Below are 18,901 nucleotides of genomic sequence, written 5' to 3' on the forward strand. Positions count from 1 at the left end.
TTCGGATAAATCCGATGCTGAAACAGGGACGTAGATCGTCACTTCGCGTCCGATAGGACGCGCGGCGATCTACGGGAAGGTCCCGGTCAGCTTGATCATGAACAGGTTCTCCGGACCGCCGGGCGCATCGCCCCGGTTGGCCCGGCTGAGCTCGGCGTTGAGATCAAGTCCCTTGGTGATCTTGTAGCCAGCCGAGGCGCTGCCGCCGAACTGGCCGTCCTTGACCTGCGCGGCGACGGAGACGTTGAAGCGGTCGTCTGTCGCACTGAGCTTCAGATTGAGGTCGACGGTCGGCTTGTTGACGTCCTTCTTGACGATGCCGCTGAGCTCGAACGAGCCGTACTGGACCATGACCTCGCCCTCGACCTTTTCGATGGCGGCGGATTTGGTGACGACCTGAAGCGAGAGGTCGAGCTTCAGCTTCTCCCATTTCAACTTGCCGGTCAGCTTGGCACCGACCAGCTCCGCGGTCGGGTCGAAGACGATGCCGCCGACGCCGAGCTTCAACGCGCCGAGCTTGACGACCTCGAATTTCAGCTTCTCCAGCTGCTGCAGGCCGAGCGTCACCGCGCCATTGGTCGGCTTGGTGACGAAGAGGGCGGCGCCCGCCCCGAGCGCCAGCGCGGCGCCGACGACGTAGACGATGCCCTTGTGCTGGTCGACCCAGACGCCGAGCGCCGACGAGCTCGCCGCCTGCTTGAAGGCGTCGACCTGCTTCTCGAGCGCCTTGTAGTTCGACGACTTCTTGATCTGCTTGAAATATTCGTCGGCGGCTTTCGACAGGACGTCGTCGCCGATCGAGCGGAGCTTCTGGATGTCGTCGGACGAGAGCTGCGTCGTCTGGCTCTTGAGTTTCGCGTTGGCGAAGCTCAGCAGCCCTTTTTGCGCTGTCGCCAGGACGACCGGGCTCTTGAGGATCGTAGCGAGGCGCTCGGGAGATCTCTGGATCTCGTCGTCGAGAAGATCGAACGCCAGGACGACCAGGCCGCCAAAGGCGTCGCCCATCGTGTCATTGGACATCTGCGAAACTCCGATTGGCGAGCGGTGGGATCGGAAGGCAGGCGCAGGCGGTGACTGGCAGGCTGGTCGCAGGGCACCACCTTGCCATGAGAAGGCAATCGTCCGGGGTCTTTATTCGAGAGGGGCTGCGATCCGCTGTCGGAGCATCATGCGCTCTCCTGCTTGCTCTCTTGCCACCGGCTGGTCGTTTTTCGCTGGCCTGCGACGGCATGGCTGGGGCAATGAAGGGCCGCGGGCGGTATCGTCCCCCAAATCAACCCCGAGGCCCCAAGCATGCGTTGTCCCTATTGCGGCTCGCTCGATACCCAGGTGAAGGATTCGCGGCCGACCGACGACCATGCCTCGATCCGGCGTCGGCGCGTCTGTCCCGATTGCGGCGGCCGCTTCACCACCTTCGAGCGCGTGCAGCTGCGCGAGCTCACCGTGGTCAAGCGCTCGGGCCGGCGCACCGTCTTCGATCGCGACAAGCTGCAGACCTCGATCGAGGTGGCGCTGCGCAAGCGTCCCGTCGCGCCCGAGCGGGTCGAGCGCATGGTCAACGGCATCGTCCGCCAGCTTGAAAGCTCAGGCGAGGGCGAGATCTTGAGCTCGACCATCGGCGAACTGGTGATGGAAGGGCTGAAGGCGCTCGACGACGTCGCCTATGTCCGCTTCGCCTCGGTCTACAAGAACTTCCGCGAGGCCCGCGATTTCGAGGAGTTGCTCGGCCAGCTCGGCAGCGACGAGATCGAGACGCAAGCCAGGCCGGCGCCCGCTCGCGACGATGCCTGACCAGGACGAGATCGACCGCGCCTTCATGGCGCGGGCGCTGGAGCTCGGCGCGCGCGGGCTCGGCCAGACCTGGCCGAATCCGAGCGTCGGCGCCGTCGTGGTGCGCGATGGGCCGGATGGGCTCGTGGTCGTCGGCGAGGGCCGCACGCAGCCGGGTGGCCGGCCGCATGGCGAGGCGATGGCCTTCGAGCAGGCCGGAGCGGCCGCAAGCGGCGGCACGCTCTACGTCACGCTGGAGCCCTGTTCGCACCGCACCGTCCGTGGCGGCACTCCTTGCATCGAGCGCACCTTGCTCGCGGGCGTCAGGCGTGTCGTCTCCGCCATGGCCGATCCCAATCCGCAGATCGCCGGCCTCAGCCATGCCCTGCTGCGCATGGCGGGCGTGGAGGTCAAGGTCGGCGTGCTCGAGGATCAGGCGCAGCGCAGCCATCGCGGCCATGTGCTGCGGGTGACTGAAGGCCGGCCGATGGTGACCTTCAAGGTCGCGCGCACCGCCGATGGCTTCGCCGGCGGGGCAGGGGGCACGCGTCTCGCCATCTCCTGCCCGGAATCGGGCGAGTGGGTGCATCGCCTGCGTGTCAGCCATGACGCGATCATGCTCGGCATCGGCAGTGTCCTCGCCGACGATCCGCTGCTGACCGTGCGCCTGCCCGGGCTCGAAATCCGCTCGCCGGTCCGCGTCGTGCTCGATTCCTCGCTGCGCCTGCCTGTGACCGCGAAGCTGGTGCAGGGGGCAGCCACCGTGCCGCTCTGGGTGATCGCGGCCGAGGATGCGCCGGTCGCCGCCGAGGAGAGCCTGGTTGCCGCCGGCGTCGAGGTCATGCGCGTCTCCCGCGGGGCTGACGGCCACCTCGATCTCGCCGAGGCGCTGCGCCTGCTGGCGACGCGCGGCATCACGCGCGTCTTCTCCGAAGGCGGCCCGACGGTCGGCGAACAGCTGGCCCTGCAGGGCCTCGCCGACGAGGTCATCATCTCGACCTCGCCGAAGCCGCTCGGCGCCGAAGGCATCGTCGCCGTCAGGCCGGGACTTGCGGCGCTGCTCGCCGATCCCGAAATCTACGCCGTCACGCAAGCCGGACAGATCGGCTGCGACCGTTTTGAGTATTTCACAAGGATCGCCTGATGTTCACCGGCATCGTCACCGCCATCGGCACCGTCACCCGCGCCGAGACCAAGGGTCCGAGCCTGAAGCAGTTCGACATCACCTGCCCGTGGGAAGCGTCCGGCATCGAGCTTGGCGCCTCGATCGCCTGCGCCGGCGTCTGCCTGACCGTGACGGCGCTCAAGCCGCGCGAGGATGGCGAACCGGGCTGCATCTTCCAGGTCGAGACCGCCGCCGAGACCCTGGCGAAGACCAGGGTCGCCGAATGGGCGCCCGGCACGAAGATCAACCTCGAGCGTTCGCTCAAGATGGGCGATGAGCTCGGCGGCCATCTCGTCACCGGCCATGTCGATGGCGTCGGCACGATCCTGAAGATCGAGGAGATCGCCCCCGATCCGAGCGAGCCCTGGGGCGCTACGGCCCGCTTCCACATTCGCGCGCCACAGGGGCTCGCCCGCTTCATCGCCGCCAAGGGCTCGATCTGCCTCGACGGCACCTCGCTCACGGTCAACACCGTCGAGGACGATGTCTTCACCGTGCTGTTGATCCCCCACTCCTTCAGCGTCACCACCTGGGGCGAGCGTCGGAAGGGGGACGGCGTTCATGTCGAGGTCGATCTGATGGCGCGGTATGCCGCGCGGCTTGCGGAGGCGCGCCCGGGCGGCTAACCAGCGTCCTCAATCCCAGACGAGGAATGTCACCATGGCCGGACCCCGGCAATCATCGGCCGTTTCGGTCACTCCGCTCGACGGCGCCCATGTGCTCGTCGTCGAAGCCCGCTTCTATGATGAGCTCGCCAACGAGCTGCTCGCAGGCGCGACGGCTGTGCTCGAGAAGGCCGGCTGCCGCATCGACGTCGTCACCGTCCCCGGCGCGCTCGAAATTCCCTCCGCCATCGTCATCGGCCTGCGCGCCGCCGACGAGGCTGTCGATCCCTATGAAGCCGTCATCGCGCTTGGCACCGTCATCCGCGGCGAGACCGGCCATTACGATATCGTCGCCGGCGAGAGCTCGCGCGCGCTGATGGACCTCTCGGTCGCCTTCGCCCTGCCGCTCGGCAACGGCATCCTCACCGTCGAGAACGACGCCCAGGCCTGGGCCCGCGCCAACCGCAGCGAGATGGACAAGGGGGGCGGCGCGGCGGAAGCTGCGCTCGCAGTCCTGCGTTACAAGCGCTCGCTGGCGGAGGAGTCGAAATGAGCCGATCCGAGATGCGCCGCGGAGCCCGGCTGTCGGCCGTCCAGGCGCTCTACGAGATGGAGATCGGCGGACGCGGCGTGGTCGAGGCCATGGCCGAGTTCGAGGCCTTCTGGATCGGCAAGGAGGTCGAGGACATCGAGCTTCCCAAGGCCGAGATCGCCTTCTTCCGCGATCTGCTCGGCGGCGTCGTCCGCGAGCAGCGCCGGGTCGATCGCTCTGTCGATGAGACGCTGGCCTCCGGCTGGCCGCTGAAGCGCGTCGAGGCGGTGGTTCGCGCCATCCTGCGCGCCGGCGCCTATGAGCTCGCCTTCCGCAAAGACGTGCCGGCCCGCGCCGTGATCTCGGAATATGTCGCGGTCGCGCGCTCCTTCTACGAGGGCGACGAGGTCGGCATGGTCAATGCGGTGCTCGACAAGCTGGCCCGTGACGTCCGCGCCGAGGAATTCGACGCGCCGGCAGCGTGAGCAGCGCCGTGGCCGGCACCCAATCTCCCGGTGAATTCGAGCTGATCGCCCGCTATTTCGCGCCGATCGCCGGCCGTGATGGGCTCGGCCTCGTCGACGACGCGGCTCTGCTGCGCCCGGCGCGCGGCTATGAGCTCGTCGTCACGGCGGATGCGCTCGTCGCCGGGGTGCATTTCTTCCCCGACGACCCGCCAGCCTCGATCGGCCGCAAGGCGCTTGGCGTCAACCTCTCCGATCTCGCCGCCAAGGGCGCGAAACCCGACGGTTTCGTGCTGGCGCTGGCATTGCCGAAAGGCTGGACGGAAAGCTGGCTCGCCGGCTTGGCCGAGGGGCTCGGCGCCATGGCGGGCGAGGGTGGCTGCCCGCTGATCGGCGGCGACACCGTGTCGACGCCCGGGCCGCTGATGCTCTCGATCACCGCCTTCGGCAGCGTTCCCGCCGGCCGCATGGTGCTGCGCTCGGGTGCGAAGCCGGGTGACGTCGTCGCTGTCACCGGTACGATCGGCGATGGCGCGCTGGGGCTGAAGGCGCATGGTCCGGACCGACCGGCATGGGTCGGTAAGCTCACTGAGACACACCGGGCCTTCCTCGCCGACCGCTATCTGCATCCGCAGCCCCGTCTCGCGTTCGCCGCCGCTCTCCAGGGCCAGGCTTCGGCCGCGATGGACATCTCCGATGGCCTCGTCGGCGATCTCGCCAAGCTGCTGGCAGCTTCGAAGGCCGGTGCCGAGATCGACCTCGACGCCGTGCCGCTCTCGCCCCCGGTCCGCTCTGCTGTCATGGCTGATCCCGCGCTGGCGGAACTGGCCTGGACCGGCGGTGACGACTACGAAATTCTCTGTACGGTCCCGGAAGGAGAATTTCCTTCTCTGGCCGCCGCTGCCGAGGCGGCGGGGTTCGGCTTGGCGCGTATCGGGCGCGTCACCGCCGAGGCGGGGAGCGTGCGCTATACCGAAGCGGGCCGGCCGCGAACCTTCGCGCGCGGCTCCTTCGCTCATTTCTGAAGGCGGCCAGAAGCCGCGAAGGGTTCGGCGGCCGCGATGAACCAGCATGTTCCGGTGATGGACGGCGACACCCTCGCCAGGCGCAATGCGCTGGTACTCGCCGGCGCCCAGGCGCTCGGCGGCGCCAGCCCCGCGATCGTGATCTCGCTCGGCGGCATCGTCGGCTCGCAGCTGGTCTCGAACCAGGCCTTCGCCACCGTCCCGGTCAGCCTGATGCAGCTCGGCCTCGCGGTCGGCGTCATCCCGGCCGCGTTCATGATGCGCCGGCTCGGCCGCCGCAGCGGCTATGTCATCGGCGCGCTGCTCGGCGCGATCGGCGCCGCCATTGCCGCGGCTGGCGTGGCCGAGCGCCTGTTCTGGCTGTTCTGCCTCGGCACCTTCCTGTGCGGACTCTACGGCTCCTATGTCCAGAGCTACCGCTTCGCGGCGGCCGACACGGCGAGCGACAGCTTCAAGGCGCGGGCGATCTCATGGGTGATGATCGGCGGGCTGGCGGCCGCGCTGATCGGGCCGCAATCGGTCTACTGGACGCGTGACCTGACACCGGCCGCCCCCTTCGCCGCGAGCTTCCTGGCGCAGGGCGCGCTCGCGCTGCTCGCCATCGGCGTCGTGCTGGCGCTGCGCGCTCCGCCGGTGGCGCAGGTGAAGTCTGGCGGTGGCCGGCCGCTCTCTGAAATCATGCGCCAGCCCAAGTTCATCGCCTCGGTGATCGCGGCGCTGGTCACCTATGGACTGATGAGTTTCGTCATGACGGCGGCGCCCCTCGCCATGGTTAGCTGCGGCCATAGCGTCGGCGAGGCGGCGCTCGGCATCCAATGGCATGTGCTCGCCATGTTCGCGCCGAGCTTCTTCACCGGCCGCCTGATCGCCCGCTTCGGCAAGGAGAAGCTCACTGCCGCCGGTCTGGTGCTGACCGCGCTCGCGGCCGTGGTCGGCCTCAATGGCCTCAGCGTCGCGCATTTCTGGATCGCGCTCGTCCTGCTCGGTGTCGGCTGGAACTTCGGCTTCATCGGCGCGACGGCACTTGTGACCGACTGCTACCGCCCCGAGGAGCGGGTCAAGGTCCAGGCCGCCAACGACTTCCTCGTCTTCGGCTCGGTCGCGATCGCCTCTTTCTCATCGGGCGGCCTGCTCAGCGCCGGCGGCTGGACCAGCGTCAACTGGCTGGTCTTCCCACCGGTCGCGATCGCGCTGGCGCTGGTCGCCTGGCAAGGCTTGCAAACGCAGGCGCGGCCCGCTTGAGGCGGCTTTCCTAGCCTGGATCGAGCCGGCAAGATCGCCGGCACTCCTCGACGACGAAAGGCTTCGCCATGCGCCCGCACCAGCTTCCTGCGACTCCCGGCCGGCCCGCTCCGGGGGCGATCGGCCATAATCGCGGGGTGGTGCGGCCGAACTACGCTTTCATGCCCCCGGAGGGCGTGCTGGTCAGCCGGCTGCCGCATTTCGACGACACGGTCGTGCGCGTCCTCGCCGCGCCAGTGCTCGGCGCGCGTTTCGCGCAGTATCTGCTGGAGATCGAGCCGAACGGTGGGACGCCGGAGCCTTTCCGCGAGGATGGCATCCAGCACTTCTATTATGTGCTCTCCGGCAATGGCCGTTTCGCGATGGGCGAGGGGCCCGAGGCCGAGTTGCGCCCAGGCAGCTTCGCCTATGTCCCGCCCGGCGTCGCGTTCTCGCTTCGCAATACCGGTTCGGAGCCGCTGCGCGTGCTTGGCCTCCGCAAGCGCTACGAGGCGGTCGGCCTGCCGCAGCCTGATCCGATCCTGTCCCATCGCGACGAGGTTCCGGTCACCAACCACACCGGCATGGAAGGACGCGGCTTCCAGTTCCTGCTGCAGCGCGGCGATATGCGCTTCGATTTCGAGATGAACCTGATGTGGTTCAAGCCCGGCGCCTATTTCCCTGATGTCGAGACCCATGTGATGGAGCACGGGCTCTACATGCTGGAAGGGCAGGGCCTCTATTTCCTTGGCACCGAATGGCATGAGATTTGGGCCGGCGACTTCATCTGGATGGGCGGGTTCTGCCCACAGCAGTATTATCCGACCGGGTTCGATGACGCGGCCTATCTGCTCTACAAGAACGTCAACCGCGACGTTGCGCTCTGATCTTACGGAGTTGCGGGTTGATGACGGGGCGATGCGTTGCGCGTCGCCCCGCGTCCCGCTTGCCTGACATTCGCGCAATTTTGTCAGCCCACCCGTTTGCGATTCTGGCGGAAACTGGGCAACAATCCGGCTCGACACTGGCGATCGGCACTGCAAGCCTGATTCTTACCAGGCCGGCGGAGCAGTTTCCTGCGTTCAATAACCCGGAAAACCGGGATCCGTCGGGGTGTCCTGCCCCGGATGACGAATTCTCAGGGATAGGAAATTCGATGTCGGCCTTGCTCATCATTATCGTCTTGAGTGCGTTATCGATCGTCTATGGCTTATGGGCCTATGCCGACGTGATGAAACGCGATGCCGGCAACCAGCGCATGCAGGAGATTTCCGGCGCGGTGGCGGAGGGCGCGCAGGCTTATCTCAAGCGCCAGTACGTCACCATCGCCATGGTCGGAGTCGTGCTCTTCGTCGGCCTGACCTATTTGCTCGGCGCCTATGTCGGCATCGGCTTCCTGATCGGCGCCGTGCTTTCGGGCCTCGCCGGCTTCATCGGCATGAACGTCTCGGTCCGCGCCAATGTCCGCACCGCCCAGGCGGCGATGCAGTCGCTCGGCGACGGCCTCGACGTCGCCTTCAAGGCGGGCGCGGTCACCGGCATGCTGGTCGCCGGCCTCGCTCTGCTCGGCGTCGCCGGGTATTATGGCTTCCTCACCTCGATCAAGAGCTTCGAGCCTTCCAGCCGCACCGTCATCGACTCGCTTGTCGCGCTTGGCTTCGGCGCTTCGCTGATCTCGATCTTCGCCCGTCTCGGCGGCGGCATCTTCACCAAGGGCGCCGATGTCGGCGCCGACCTCGTCGGCAAGGTCGAGGCCGGTATCCCCGAGGACGATCCGCGCAACCCGGCGACGATCGCCGACAATGTCGGTGACAATGTCGGCGACTGCGCCGGCATGGCCGCCGACCTGTTCGAGACCTATGCGGTGACGTTGGTCGCGACCATGGTGCTGTCTGCGATCTTCTTCGCCGGCCAGCCTGTGCTCGGCACGATGATGCTCTATCCGATGGCGATCGGCGCGGCCTGCGTCGTCACCTCGATCATCGGCACCTTCTTCGTCAAGCTCGGCGCCAACCAGTCGATCATGGGCGCGCTCTACAAGGGCTTCATCGCCGCCGGCGTGCTCTCGGTCGGCGCGATTGCCGCGGTCAACTACCTGATGTTCGGCGGCTTCTCGGCCTCGTTCACCACGGGGCAGGGCGCGACCTTCACTTCGGGCGCGCTCTTCGGCTGCGCGCTGGTCGGCCTCGCCGTGACGCTGCTGATCGTCGTCATCACTGAATACTACACCGGCACGGGCAAGCGCCCGGTCGTTTCGATCGCCCAGGCCTCGGTCACCGGCCACGGCACCAACGTCATCCAGGGCCTTGCGGTCTCGCTGGAATCGACGGCGCTGCCGACCATCGTGATCATCGCCGGCATCATCGTCTCCTACGGCCTCGCCGGCCTGTTCGGCATCGCCATCGCCACCACCGCCATGCTGGCTCTGGCCGGCGTCGTCGTAGCGCTCGACGCCTTCGGCCCGGTCACCGACAATGCCGGCGGCATCGCCGAGATGGCCGGACTGCCCAAGGAGGTCCGCCACTCCACCGACGCGCTCGACGCCGTCGGCAACACCACCAAGGCGATCACCAAGGGCTACGCCATCGGCTCGGCTGGCCTCGGCGCGCTGGTGCTGTTCGCCGCCTACACCTCGGACCTCAACTTCTTCGTGGCCGAGGCCAACAAGGCGGGCTCGACGACCTTCCAGTACTTCAAGGGCGTCGTCGTCGATTTCTCGCTGTCGAATCCCTATGTCGTCGTCGGCCTGCTGCTCGGCGGTCTCATCCCCTTCCTCTTCGCTGGCATGGGCATGACCGCGGTCGGCCGCGCCGCCGGCTCGGTGGTCGAGGAAGTCCGCCGCCAGTTCAAGGAGAAGCCCGGCATCATGGAAGGCACGGAACGGCCGGACTACGCCCGGGCCGTCGACCTGCTGACCAAGGCGGCGATCAAGGAGATGATCGTGCCGTCGCTGCTGCCGGTGCTCGCCCCGATCGTCACCTTCTTCGCGATCAATGCCATCGCCGGCAAGAACCAGGCCTTCGCCGCGGTCGGCGCCATGCTGATGGGCGTGATCGTCACCGGCATCTTCGTCGCGATCTCGATGACCTCGGGCGGCGGCGCCTGGGACAACGCCAAGAAGAGCTTCGAGGACGGTTTCGTCGACAAGGACGGCGTGCGCCATCTCAAGGGCTCGGAGGCACACAAGGCCTCGGTCACCGGCGACACCGTCGGCGACCCCTACAAGGACACGGCGGGCCCCGCCGTGAACCCGGCGATCAAGATCACCAACATCATCGCGCTGCTGCTGCTCGCCATCCTGGCGCATTCCTGAGCGCGAGCGCAGCCTGATCAAGCACGGACCCCGCGGAGCGATCCGCGGGGTTTTTTTTGTGCGTTGTGAATGGTTTGGAAGGCGAATGAGATTCAAGTTCTCAGCTGCTTGAATCAAACTCGGAGCCACGACTTGATCGACATGATCGGCAGCGTCCTGCTCGATGCTCTCGGCTACACGACTGCGCGCCTTCTCATTCCGATTTTTACGTTCGGGAGCGTTCGTGTGCAGGCCCTTCGCGCTGAGTCTCAGCGGCATGACTGGTTCGGTTTCGCGCGCAATCCCGACGGCTCCTGCCAGATCGAGGCGACCATGGCAGGCTGGTATGGCCTGTTCTTCTGGATCGCGGTGGTGATCGTCGCTCTTGTGGTGCTCCGGTGAAGATTGCCGAGACTCGCGAACCTACGGCCGAGACCGTAGCGTTCCAGCACGACCTGCGTGCTGCCGCCTGTCATGGTCCGGCCATCCAAGGAGGACCCGATGACCGCCCCAGCCGCTTCCGCCACCGCACGATCAGGGCACCTGGCCGACCTCGCAGCGCTGCTCGTGCTGGCGACCCTCTGGGGCGCCTCCTACAGCTTCATCAAGCTCGGGGTCGAGACGATCCCGCCGCTGACGCTGATCGCGGCGCGAACGCTGATCGCCGGCGCGCTCCTCATCGTCGTCATTCGCTGGCGCGGCCTTGCGCTGCCGCGCGATCCCGTGATCTGGCGGCGCTTCCTGATCCAGGCCTGCCTCAACAGTGCCGTGCCCTTCACGCTGATCGCCTGGGCTGAGACCAGCGTCGATGCCGGTCTCGCCGCGATCCTCAACGCCGGCTCGCCGATCTTCGCCTTCCTGCTCAGCCTGCTGCTCTTCCGCGCCGAGGCGGCCGCCGGACGTAAGCTCTTCGGCGTCGTGGCAGGCCTGCTCGGCGTCTGCCTGATCATTGGCGTCGAGGCGCTGTCAGGCTTCGGCCGCGAGCTCTGGGCGCAGCTCGCTCTGGTCGCGGCAGCGGCCTGCTATGGTGGCGCGGCGCTGTTCGGGCGCAATTTCAAGGGGCTCGACCCGATCATGCCGGCCGCCGGCTCGCTGATCTGCGGCGCCGTGATCCTGATCCCCTTCAGCCTGCTCGTCGACCGGCCCTGGACGCTCACGCCCTCGGCGGCGTCGATCCAGGCGCTGCTGGCGCTTTCGGTGTTCTCGACCGCGCTCGCCTTCATCCTCTATTTCCGGCTGATCGACCGGCTCGGTACGGTCGGCACCACCTCGGTCGCCTATCTGCGCGTGCCGACCGGCGTCGCCATCGGTGTCCTCTTCCTCGGCGAGCGCCTGAGCGCGACCGCCTGGACCGGGCTTGCGCTGGTGATCGTCGGCGTATGCGCGATGACGCTGCCGGAACGCAAGCCGAAGGGTGGCTGATGGGCGGCACACCGATGCCAAAGAAAAAGCCCTGCGGCCGTGCCGCAGGGCTTTTTGCGTTTCGCGCGTGAGCGTGCCCGTCAGGTGCCGAACGGCGTGAACTTGGTGACGCCCTTGAACAGGTTGCGCAGGAAGCTCTGCTCCTCGCCGCCGGTCGCGGTGGTCCGGCTGATGAAGTCGAAGATCACGCCGTCCTGCAGGCCGTAATTGGCGATGCGCTCGACCTTGAAGCCCTTGTTGAAATAGATCACCAGCACGTTCTGGTCGATGACGGCGAATTCCTGGAACTGGAAGCGCCGGCGCACCCTCTGGCTGATGTAATAGAAAGTGCGGTTGCCGACGGTCGAGGTCGTCGACGGCGTGCCGAGCGTGCTCAGCACCGTCTGCACGTCCATGCCGGGCTTCACCTTGGCGATCAACTCGTCGTCCGTGACGAAGCCGCGGGTGAACTCCTCGTTGAGGCCGGCGGAGGTCGGAGTGCGGAAGCCGAGATTGGTGGCGGTGCCGCAGCCGGCCAGCGGCAACGCGGCGGCCAGCGAGCCGATCAGGACGGTACGGCGGGTCGGAGCGGTCATGCTTGGCGGATCCGGGGGCAGGCGCGCGGAGCTGCCGCGCTTGTCAGGAAGGGTGCGCTTGGCGTAACGCCCGAGGATGGCTTTGGCAAGGCAGGTCGCTTTTTAGCTAAGCAAGTCGGGAAAGCGGGGTAGAGGCTGTGATCTTCGGCCTTTTCGGCAGGAAGCGTGCACGCATGGCGCCGGTCAATGCGCTGCTGGAGCGCATCGTCGGCGCTTCGCGCGAGCCTGCGCTGTATCTGCAAGGCGGTGTCCCCGACAATTTCGAGGGCCGCTTCGAGGCGCTGACGCTCCATCTCTTCCTGGTGCTGCGGCGCCTGCGCGAGCTGCCGGCGCCGGCAGCCGATGCGGCGCAGGACCTGATCGACGCCGCCTTCGCCTATCTCGAGCTCGGCTTCCGCCAGGGCGGAATCAGCGATGTCGCGGTGCCCAAGCGGATGAAGAAGATCGGCCGCAGCTTCTATGGCCGCCTCGGCGGCTATGAGGAGGCGCTCGCGGCCGAGGACGGCGGTGCCTTCGCCGCGGCGCTCACCCGCAATATTGCTCCCGGCATCGACGCAGTGGCGCTCGCGCGCCATATCAAGGCCGCGGCGGCCGTCTTGGCCACGCGCTCGCTCGACGATATCCTCGCCGCAGATCCGTTGTTCCCGCCCTTTGCCGACAGTAAACCCACATGACCGTTTCCCCTCAGGACACTTTGCCGCTCAGCCGTCCGATCCGTGTCGAGAGCATCACCTTGCGCCCGGTCGCGGTCGAGATCGTACCGGAGCCGGGCGATTTCGCCGCGATCGCGACCTTCCTCGGCGTGACCTCGGTCGAGGCGCTGAAGGCGAGCTATTCGCTCTCGCGCAACGGCGATCGATTGAAGCTCGAGGGCATGATCAAGGTAAGCTTGCACCAGAACTGTGTCGTCACGCTCGATTCCTTCCCGGTCGAGCTCAACGTGCCGGTCAAGCTCGACTTCGCACCCGAGGCCGAGATCGCCGCCATGGCGAGCCCGTCCGAGGACGACGAGATCGACATCGAGGTGCTGCTGAACGAGGAGGAGCCGCCGGAGCCGATCGTCGACGGCGTGCTCGACCTGGGTTTGGTCACGCTCGAATTCCTGGCGCTGTCGCTCGATCCCTATCCGCGCAAGCCGGGCGTGGAGTTCAGCGAGCCGGCTCCCGAGACGCCGGCCGAATCGCCTTTCGCCGCGCTGTTGCAGCTGAAGCGCAGCGAATGACCCTTAAAAACCTCAGCGCCTCGGCTTGCGGCGGGCGTTCAACCCGCTATTGTCCGCCGCCCGCCCGGCAGGGGGCGCAGCCCCTGGAATCGATCACCACCGCATGACACGCCCGGTTACAATCGCGCTCGACGCCATGGGCGGGGACCACGGCCCGTCCGTGGTCATCCCGGGCGCCGCCCTTACGCTTGAACATCGCCCGGACGCGAAGTTCGTGGTCTTCGGTGATGAAGCGCTGGTCGTGCCGCTGCTCGACGCTCACCCGAAGCTGAAGGCCGTCACCACGTTCCATCACACCGAGGTCTCGGTGAAGATGGACGACAAGCCGAGCCAGGCGCTGCGCTATGGCCGCTACAAGTCGTCGATGTGGCGCGCCATCGACGCGACCAAGACCGGCGAGGCCGACGTCACCGTCTCGGCCGGCAATACAGGCGCGCTGATGGCGATGTCGAGATTTTGCCTGAAGTCGATGCCGCAGGTCGACCGGCCGGCGATCGCTTGCCTGTGGCCGACGGTACGCGGCGAGAGCGTCGTGCTCGACGTCGGCGCCACCATGGGCGCCGATGCCCAGCATCTGGTCGATCTCGCCGTGATGGGCGCCGCCATGGCGCGCGTCGTCTTCGACATCGACCGGCCGAGCGTCGGCCTGCTCAATGTCGGCGTCGAGGAGATCAAGGGCGTCGAGGCGGTCAAGGAAGCAGGCCGCATCCTGCGCGAGAGTAACCTGCCGCATCTGGCCTATCACGGCTTCGTCGAAGGCGACGATCTCGGCAAGGGTACGGTGGATGTCGTCGTCACCGAAGGCTTCGCCGGCAACATCGCCCTGAAGACGGCCGAGGGCACGGCCAAGCAGATCGGCGAATACCTGCGCGCTGCGATGGGCCGTTCGCTGATGTCGAAAATCGGCTATCTTCTTGCCCGTGGCGCCTTCGCTGCGCTGAAGGACAAGATGGACCCGCGCAAGGTCAATGGCGGCGTCTTCCTTGGGCTCGAAGGCATTGTGATCAAGAGCCATGGCGGCACGGATGCCGTCGGGTTCGCCAGCGCGACCGAACTCGGCTACGAGATGGCGCGGGAGAATCTGATGGCCAAGGTGCGCGAGATGGTCGCCGCAACTACGCGGCCCAGCGCAGCACCGGAAAGCCGAAAAGTCGCCAGCGGCGAGTAGGGAAGAGAAACGTCCTTGTCTAGAATGCGATCCGTCCTGCGCGGCTGCGGCTCCTATCTGCCGGCGCGCATCCTGACCAACGCCGAACTGGCGCAGAAGGTCGACACCAGCGACGAGTGGATCGTCCAGCGCACCGGCATCCACGCCCGCCACATCGCCGCCGATGACGAGACCACCAGCAGCCTCGGCCTGAAGGCGGCGCAGGCCGCGCTCGCCGATGCCGGCATCCCGGCGAGCGAGGTCGACCTCATCATCGTCGCGACCGCGACGCCCGACCACACCTTCCCTGCGACCGCGACGCAAATCCAGGCCGCGCTCGACATCACGCAGGGCGCCGCCTTCGATCTGCAGGCCGTCTGCTCCGGTTTCGTCTTCGCGCTCGCCACCGCCGACAAGTTCCTGACCAGCGGCGCGGCCAAGACTGCCATCGTCATCGGCGCCGAGACCTTCTCGCGCATCCTCGACTGGGAGGATCGTGCCACCTGCGTGCTGTTCGGCGACGGCGCTGGCGCCGTCGTGCTCAGGGCGGAAGAGGGCGCCGGCACGCTCGCTGACCGCGGCGTACTGACGACCCATGTCCGGTCCGACGGGCGCTACATGAAAAAGCTCTATGTCGATGGCGGGCCGGGCTCGACCAAGACCGTGGGCTTCCTGCGCATGGAGGGCCGCGAGGTCTTCAAGCACGCGGTGGTCAACCTGGCCGATACGGTGCGCCATACCTTCGAGGAGACCGGGCTCACCGGCGCCGACATCGACTGGTTCGTGCCCCACCAGGCCAACCGCCGCATCATCGACGCCACCGCTCACAAGCTGGGTATCGGCGAGGACCGGGTCGTCATCACCGTCGGCCAGCACGGCAACACCTCCGCGGCCTCGATTCCGCTCGCCCTGGCGCAGGCCCATATGGACGGTCGCATCAAGCCCGGCCAGCTCGTGCTGATCGAGGCGATGGGCGGCGGCTTCACCTGGGGGTCGGCGCTGATCCGCTGGTAGGGCGGCCGGTTTGGCTGCTTAAGCTAAGCGCTTTGGATTTATGACATTTTCTTAGCGGCTGTCAGCGCGGATTTTCGCGTTTTTCAACCTGTGCGGGCATGGCGAGGATTGACCGCAATCGCCTCGCCGCCTAGCGTCCGCCACCGGTGGGGCGAGGTTGATAGGGACGCCGCTGTTTGAAGAAACGCCTTGGAGGAATTGATGGCGGGGCAAACAATAACGCGGGCTGATCTGTGCGAGGCGGTCTATCAGAAGATCGGCCTGTCGCGGACGGAGTCGTCCAAGCTGGTCGAGGCGGTGCTGGACGAGATCTGCGACGCGGTCGCGCGTGGAGAAAACGTCAAGTTGTCATCGTTCGGCTCGTTCGTAGTACGCGACAAAGGCGAGCGAATCGGGCGTAATCCGAAAACCGGCGTCGAAGTCCCGATCGAACCGCGTCGCGTGATGGTGTTCAAGCCGTCCAATGTGATGAAGGCGCGGATCAACGGACTGAACGGCGTGGGTGAGGAAGAGTGACTCTGGAGTTCCACGGCAGCGAATTCGAGGCCGAATTGGATAACAAGAGCGCAGACGCATTCAGAACCATCAGCGAGGTCGCCGAAGACCTCGACATTCCCCAGCATGTCCTGCGTTTCTGGGAAACGCGCTTCTCCCAGATCAAGCCGCTGAAGCGCGGCGGCGGCCGACGCTACTACCGGCCGGACGATGTCGCGTTGCTCAAGGGCATCCGCCGCCTGCTCTACGGCGAGGGCTACACCATCAAGGGCCTGCAGCGCATCCTCAAGGAACAGGGCCCACGCTACGTCCAGGCGATCGGCCGGGGCGGCGAGATCGCCGGCGGTAACGGGCCCGCTTCTTCGCCCGCAGCGGCCCACATTGCCCCGTCGCGCGTCGAGCCGACGCCGACGGCTCAGCCGGCGCAGCATCCCCACATTGCCGCCGAGCCGGGCTTCGCTGCGAAGGCGCTGCTGTCTTCCCTGCCACGCTCGGCCCAGCCGCTGGTCGGCGCCGACGATCTCGCTTTCCTGAAGGCGACGCTCTCCGAGCTGATCGAATGCCGCCGCCTGCTGCACAGTGCGCTGGCGACGACGGCTACCGAGGACGCCTGAGGCCTGCCGGCGCTTGAACCTTCGGTGCCGGCTCGCTAAATCAGCCACGAGGACGACCTCCGCGAGGCCTTGAGCTAGCGTTTTCCAATAGGCGTGGACGACCCCGCCCTTCTGAACGGAGGGCCGCCATGGCCTGGATTTACCTTCTCTTCGCCGGCCTGTTCGAGATCGGTTGGGCCATCGGGCTGAAATACACACATGGCTTTAGCCGCCTTGTCCCGACCGTGTTGACGGTCAGCAGCATGGTGGTGAGCCTTGGCCTGCTCGGGCTCGCGCTGAAGACTCTGCCGCTCGGTACGGCCTATGCGCTCTGGACCGGCATCGGCACGATCGGCACCGCCATCCTCGGCATCATCCTGTTCGGCGAGCCGGCCACGGCGCTGCGCCTTGCTTGCATCGGACTGATCGTCGCCGGCATCGTCGGGCTGAAGCTCGTCTCCTGAGAGCAGCTCGACGAGCCCGACCGGCGGCGGTTACTGCCGCCGGAACGCCTCTGGCCAGAAGCCGTTGCGCTCGAGCAGCACGATCACGACGATGACCGCCAAGGTCACTACGACGGTCATCAGCTTGGCGTTCCAAGGGACGTGGCGGCCGACCAGCCAGATCAGCGCCATGCCGGCGAGTAGGGGAATGAGCAGTTCCATGGCGCAAGCCTAGCGCAGGCCGGCGCAGCCCGCATCCGCCTTCGCAAATCTCCGGAACAGTTCGCAGCGGCGCACGTTGCAGCGACAGGGAAGCACGTTGTCGGCAGATGGCGTCGGTTTCAGCAATCCGGACACTCGCGAGGAGGAAGGCATGGGCCTGTTTTCCAAGGATATCAAGACGATGGACGATCTCTTCGTGCATCAGCTCCAGGACATCTATTACGCCGAGAAGCAGATCAAGAAAGCTCTGCCGACGATGATCGAGAAGGCCACGGATACCCAGCTGCGCAACGGCCTGCAGGCCCATCTCGGCGAGACCGAGGGGCATATCCGCCGGCTCGAGCAGGTCTTCCAGCAGCATGGCGTCGAGGCCAAGGGGACCGACTGCCCGGCGATCGACGGTATCCTCGAAGAGGCGGACGAGGTGACCGGCGAGGTCGAGGACAAGCAGGTGCTGGATGCGGCGATCATCGCCGCGGCGCAGGCCGTCGAGCACTACGAGATCACCCGCTACGGCACCCTGACCGCCTGGGCCAAGCAGCTCGGCCGTGAGGACTGCGCGGCCTTGCTGCAGCAGAATCTCGACGAGGAGCACGCCGCCGACAGCAAGCTGACCAAGCTGGCGGAATCCGGGATCAACCGTCAGGCGGCCTGATCCCGCATCTCCCTCGTCAGATTTCGGCCGGCGAGGGCGCCGCGGCGTCCTCCCGGCCCATCGCGCCGCCTTCCATCAGCGGTCGCAGCTTGGTGAGCTCCTGCGCCATGAAGTCGAGGAAGAGGCGCACCCGCGGTGATTGGCGCAGGTCCGGATGGGTCAGCAGCCACAGATCGGCGGCGTAGCCGGTCTGCGGCGGCGCGAGCCGGACGAGACTGGGCCGCTTGTCGGCGATGAAACAGGGCAGGAAGCCGATCCCGATGCCGGCCTCGACGGCTTCGGCGAGACCCAGCACGGTGTTGAGCTTGTAGACGGTCTGGTCGGCCGGGATGTGCTTCTGCCGATACTGCACGACCTTGAAATTGCTGAACTGGTCGCCGAGCGAGATCCAGCGCTGTTGCGTGAGCTCGGACTGGTCTGCCGGCGCTCCTTCTGGAAAATCCGTCGCGCGTCCGTAGAGCGCCCAGCCGATCTGGGCGACGCGCCGGCCGATCAGGTTCTCCGGCGGATTGTCGGTGGCGCGGATCGCGACATCGGCATCGCGCTTGCTGAGATTGAGCGCCTGGTTGCCGAGCAGAACGTCGAGCTTGATGTCCGGGCATTGCCGCATGAAGGCGGCGAAGAGCGGCGTCAGCAGCTCGACCAGCAGCGAGTCGTTGGTGGTGACGCGCAGTTCGCCGGCCGGGAGGATTTCGCGGCCGGCGAGGCGCCGGGTGAAGCCGGCGATGTCGGTCTCCAGCCGCTCGGCCAGGACGGCCATCTCCTCGCCGGCGGGCGTCGGCACATAGCCGGAGCGGTGCCGCTCGAACAGGCGCGTGCCGAGGCTTTCCTCGATCTGGCCGAGCCGGCGGAACACGGTTGAATGGTTGAGGCCGATCAACTCGGCCGCGGCGGGCAGGCTGCGCGCCTCCGCAATGGCCTTGATCAGCCGGAAATCGTCCCAGGCGACGGAAGAGGCGGCGTTCGGCAAGCGGGCGGCTCCGGGCGGGTAGTCAGCTCCCTGAACATGGTACGGGCGACAGGTTGCAGCAACCTGTCG

Annotated in this window: 23 protein-coding genes; 19 read left to right on the top strand and 4 right to left on the bottom strand. The window is 66.8% G+C overall.

What is annotated here, in order from left to right; all coding sequences use genetic code 11:
• Nucleotides 1–69 precede the first annotated feature (69 nt).
• Nucleotides 70–1,020, bottom strand: a complete 951-nt coding sequence (locus ASE66_RS23645) for a hypothetical protein (RefSeq protein ID WP_057192217.1) — start codon at nt 1,018–1,020, stop codon at nt 70–72.
• Between the two features lie 273 nt (nt 1,021–1,293).
• Between ASE66_RS23645 and nrdR the strand changes: the two genes are divergently transcribed.
• From nrdR to ASE66_RS23700, 11 genes are all read left to right on the top strand, one after another.
• Nucleotides 1,294–1,791, top strand: coding sequence for a transcriptional regulator NrdR (gene nrdR / locus ASE66_RS23650; RefSeq protein WP_057192218.1), 498 nt, complete (start codon nt 1,294–1,296; stop codon nt 1,789–1,791).
• Nucleotides 1,784–2,914 carry a bifunctional diaminohydroxyphosphoribosylaminopyrimidine deaminase/5-amino-6-(5-phosphoribosylamino)uracil reductase RibD gene (gene ribD, locus ASE66_RS23655; protein WP_057192219.1) on the top strand — a complete coding sequence of 377 codons (1,131 nt, stop codon included), beginning with the start codon at nt 1,784–1,786 and terminating at the stop codon, nt 2,912–2,914. The genes nrdR and ribD overlap by 8 nt, the downstream gene beginning before the upstream one ends.
• Entirely contained in the window at nt 2,914–3,561 is a 648-nt protein-coding gene (locus ASE66_RS23660; protein ID WP_057192220.1) for a riboflavin synthase, read from the top strand. The genes ribD and ASE66_RS23660 overlap by 1 nt, the downstream gene beginning before the upstream one ends.
• A gap of 34 nt (nt 3,562–3,595) precedes the next feature.
• Nucleotides 3,596–4,093 (top strand): 6,7-dimethyl-8-ribityllumazine synthase, encoded by a 498-nt coding sequence (gene ribH, locus ASE66_RS23665; protein WP_057192221.1) that lies wholly within the window; start codon nt 3,596–3,598, stop codon nt 4,091–4,093.
• A complete protein-coding gene (nusB, locus tag ASE66_RS23670; RefSeq protein ID WP_057192222.1) occupies nt 4,090–4,557 on the top strand; it encodes a transcription antitermination factor NusB in 468 nt (155 codons plus the stop codon). Before ribH ends, nusB begins: the two co-directional genes overlap by 4 nt.
• Nucleotides 4,558–4,565: 8 nt before the next feature.
• Nucleotides 4,566–5,561 carry a thiamine-phosphate kinase gene (thiL, locus tag ASE66_RS23675; RefSeq protein WP_057193312.1) on the top strand — a complete coding sequence of 332 codons (996 nt, stop codon included), beginning with the start codon at nt 4,566–4,568 and terminating at the stop codon, nt 5,559–5,561.
• Nucleotides 5,562–5,618: 57 nt separating this feature from the next.
• The gene (locus ASE66_RS23680) at nt 5,619–6,803 is read left to right on the top strand and encodes an MFS transporter (protein WP_057193314.1); all 1,185 of its coding nucleotides are present in this window, start codon (nt 5,619–5,621) and stop codon (nt 6,801–6,803) included.
• Nucleotides 6,804–6,871: 68 nt separating this feature from the next.
• Nucleotides 6,872–7,669, top strand: a complete 798-nt coding sequence (gene allE, locus ASE66_RS23685) for a (S)-ureidoglycine aminohydrolase (RefSeq protein WP_057192223.1) — start codon at nt 6,872–6,874, stop codon at nt 7,667–7,669.
• A gap of 269 nt (nt 7,670–7,938) precedes the next feature.
• On the top strand, nt 7,939–10,095 hold the full coding sequence (locus ASE66_RS23690) for a sodium-translocating pyrophosphatase (RefSeq protein WP_057192224.1): 2,157 nt from the start codon (nt 7,939–7,941) through the stop codon (nt 10,093–10,095).
• 132 nt (nt 10,096–10,227) lie between these two features.
• Complete coding sequence (locus ASE66_RS23695; RefSeq protein WP_057192225.1) at nt 10,228–10,476, top strand: hypothetical protein; 249 nt, start codon at nt 10,228–10,230, stop codon at nt 10,474–10,476.
• A gap of 99 nt (nt 10,477–10,575) precedes the next feature.
• Nucleotides 10,576–11,496, top strand: coding sequence for a DMT family transporter (locus ASE66_RS23700; protein ID WP_057192226.1), 921 nt, complete (start codon nt 10,576–10,578; stop codon nt 11,494–11,496).
• 80 nt (nt 11,497–11,576) lie between these two features.
• On the opposite strand, the gene ASE66_RS23705 is transcribed toward ASE66_RS23700, so the two are convergent.
• The gene (locus tag ASE66_RS23705) at nt 11,577–12,071 is read right to left on the bottom strand and encodes an outer membrane protein assembly factor BamE (protein ID WP_082613687.1); all 495 of its coding nucleotides are present in this window, start codon (nt 12,069–12,071) and stop codon (nt 11,577–11,579) included.
• 173 nt (nt 12,072–12,244) lie between these two features.
• Here ASE66_RS23705 and ASE66_RS23710 point away from each other — a divergent pair, with 173 nt between their 5' ends.
• From ASE66_RS23710 to sugE, 7 genes are all read left to right on the top strand, one after another.
• A complete protein-coding gene (locus tag ASE66_RS23710) occupies nt 12,245–12,745 on the top strand; it encodes a ubiquinol-cytochrome C chaperone family protein (RefSeq protein ID WP_156412302.1) in 501 nt (166 codons plus the stop codon).
• Nucleotides 12,742–13,293: a YceD family protein gene (locus ASE66_RS23715; RefSeq protein WP_082613688.1), complete on the top strand. Its 552-nt coding sequence runs from the start codon at nt 12,742–12,744 to the stop codon at nt 13,291–13,293. The genes ASE66_RS23710 and ASE66_RS23715 overlap by 4 nt, the downstream gene beginning before the upstream one ends.
• 103 nt (nt 13,294–13,396) lie before the next feature.
• Nucleotides 13,397–14,461, top strand: coding sequence for a phosphate acyltransferase PlsX (gene plsX / locus ASE66_RS23720; protein ID WP_057192229.1), 1,065 nt, complete (start codon nt 13,397–13,399; stop codon nt 14,459–14,461).
• A 15-nt stretch (nt 14,462–14,476) separates the two neighbouring features.
• Nucleotides 14,477–15,454 carry a beta-ketoacyl-ACP synthase III gene (locus ASE66_RS23725; RefSeq protein ID WP_057192230.1) on the top strand — a complete coding sequence of 326 codons (978 nt, stop codon included), beginning with the start codon at nt 14,477–14,479 and terminating at the stop codon, nt 15,452–15,454.
• Between the two features lie 201 nt (nt 15,455–15,655).
• Nucleotides 15,656–15,970 (top strand): integration host factor subunit alpha, encoded by a 315-nt coding sequence (locus ASE66_RS23730; RefSeq protein WP_057192231.1) that lies wholly within the window; start codon nt 15,656–15,658, stop codon nt 15,968–15,970.
• Nucleotides 15,967–16,563 carry a MerR family transcriptional regulator gene (locus ASE66_RS23735; RefSeq protein ID WP_244495044.1) on the top strand — a complete coding sequence of 199 codons (597 nt, stop codon included), beginning with the start codon at nt 15,967–15,969 and terminating at the stop codon, nt 16,561–16,563. The genes ASE66_RS23730 and ASE66_RS23735 overlap by 4 nt, the downstream gene beginning before the upstream one ends.
• Nucleotides 16,564–16,691: 128 nt before the next feature.
• On the top strand, nt 16,692–17,006 hold the full coding sequence (gene sugE, locus ASE66_RS23740; RefSeq protein ID WP_057192232.1) for a quaternary ammonium compound efflux SMR transporter SugE: 315 nt from the start codon (nt 16,692–16,694) through the stop codon (nt 17,004–17,006).
• Between the two features lie 30 nt (nt 17,007–17,036).
• Here sugE and ASE66_RS32225 read toward each other — a convergent pair whose 3' ends face one another.
• The gene (locus tag ASE66_RS32225) at nt 17,037–17,207 is read right to left on the bottom strand and encodes a hypothetical protein (RefSeq protein ID WP_156412303.1); all 171 of its coding nucleotides are present in this window, start codon (nt 17,205–17,207) and stop codon (nt 17,037–17,039) included.
• 151 nt (nt 17,208–17,358) lie between these two features.
• On the opposite strand from ASE66_RS32225, the gene ASE66_RS23745 reads away from it, so the two are divergent.
• Nucleotides 17,359–17,862 (top strand): ferritin-like domain-containing protein, encoded by a 504-nt coding sequence (locus ASE66_RS23745; RefSeq protein WP_057192233.1) that lies wholly within the window; start codon nt 17,359–17,361, stop codon nt 17,860–17,862.
• Between the two features lie 16 nt (nt 17,863–17,878).
• Here the strand turns inward: ASE66_RS23745 and ASE66_RS23750 are convergent, their stop codons facing one another.
• The gene (locus ASE66_RS23750) at nt 17,879–18,832 is read right to left on the bottom strand and encodes a LysR family transcriptional regulator (RefSeq protein ID WP_057192234.1); all 954 of its coding nucleotides are present in this window, start codon (nt 18,830–18,832) and stop codon (nt 17,879–17,881) included.
• Nucleotides 18,833–18,901: the final 69 nt, after the last annotated feature.

Source organism: Allobosea sp. Root483D1 (assembly GCF_001429505.1).
In the GTDB taxonomy this organism is placed as follows: Bacteria; Pseudomonadota; Alphaproteobacteria; order Rhizobiales; family Beijerinckiaceae; genus Allobosea.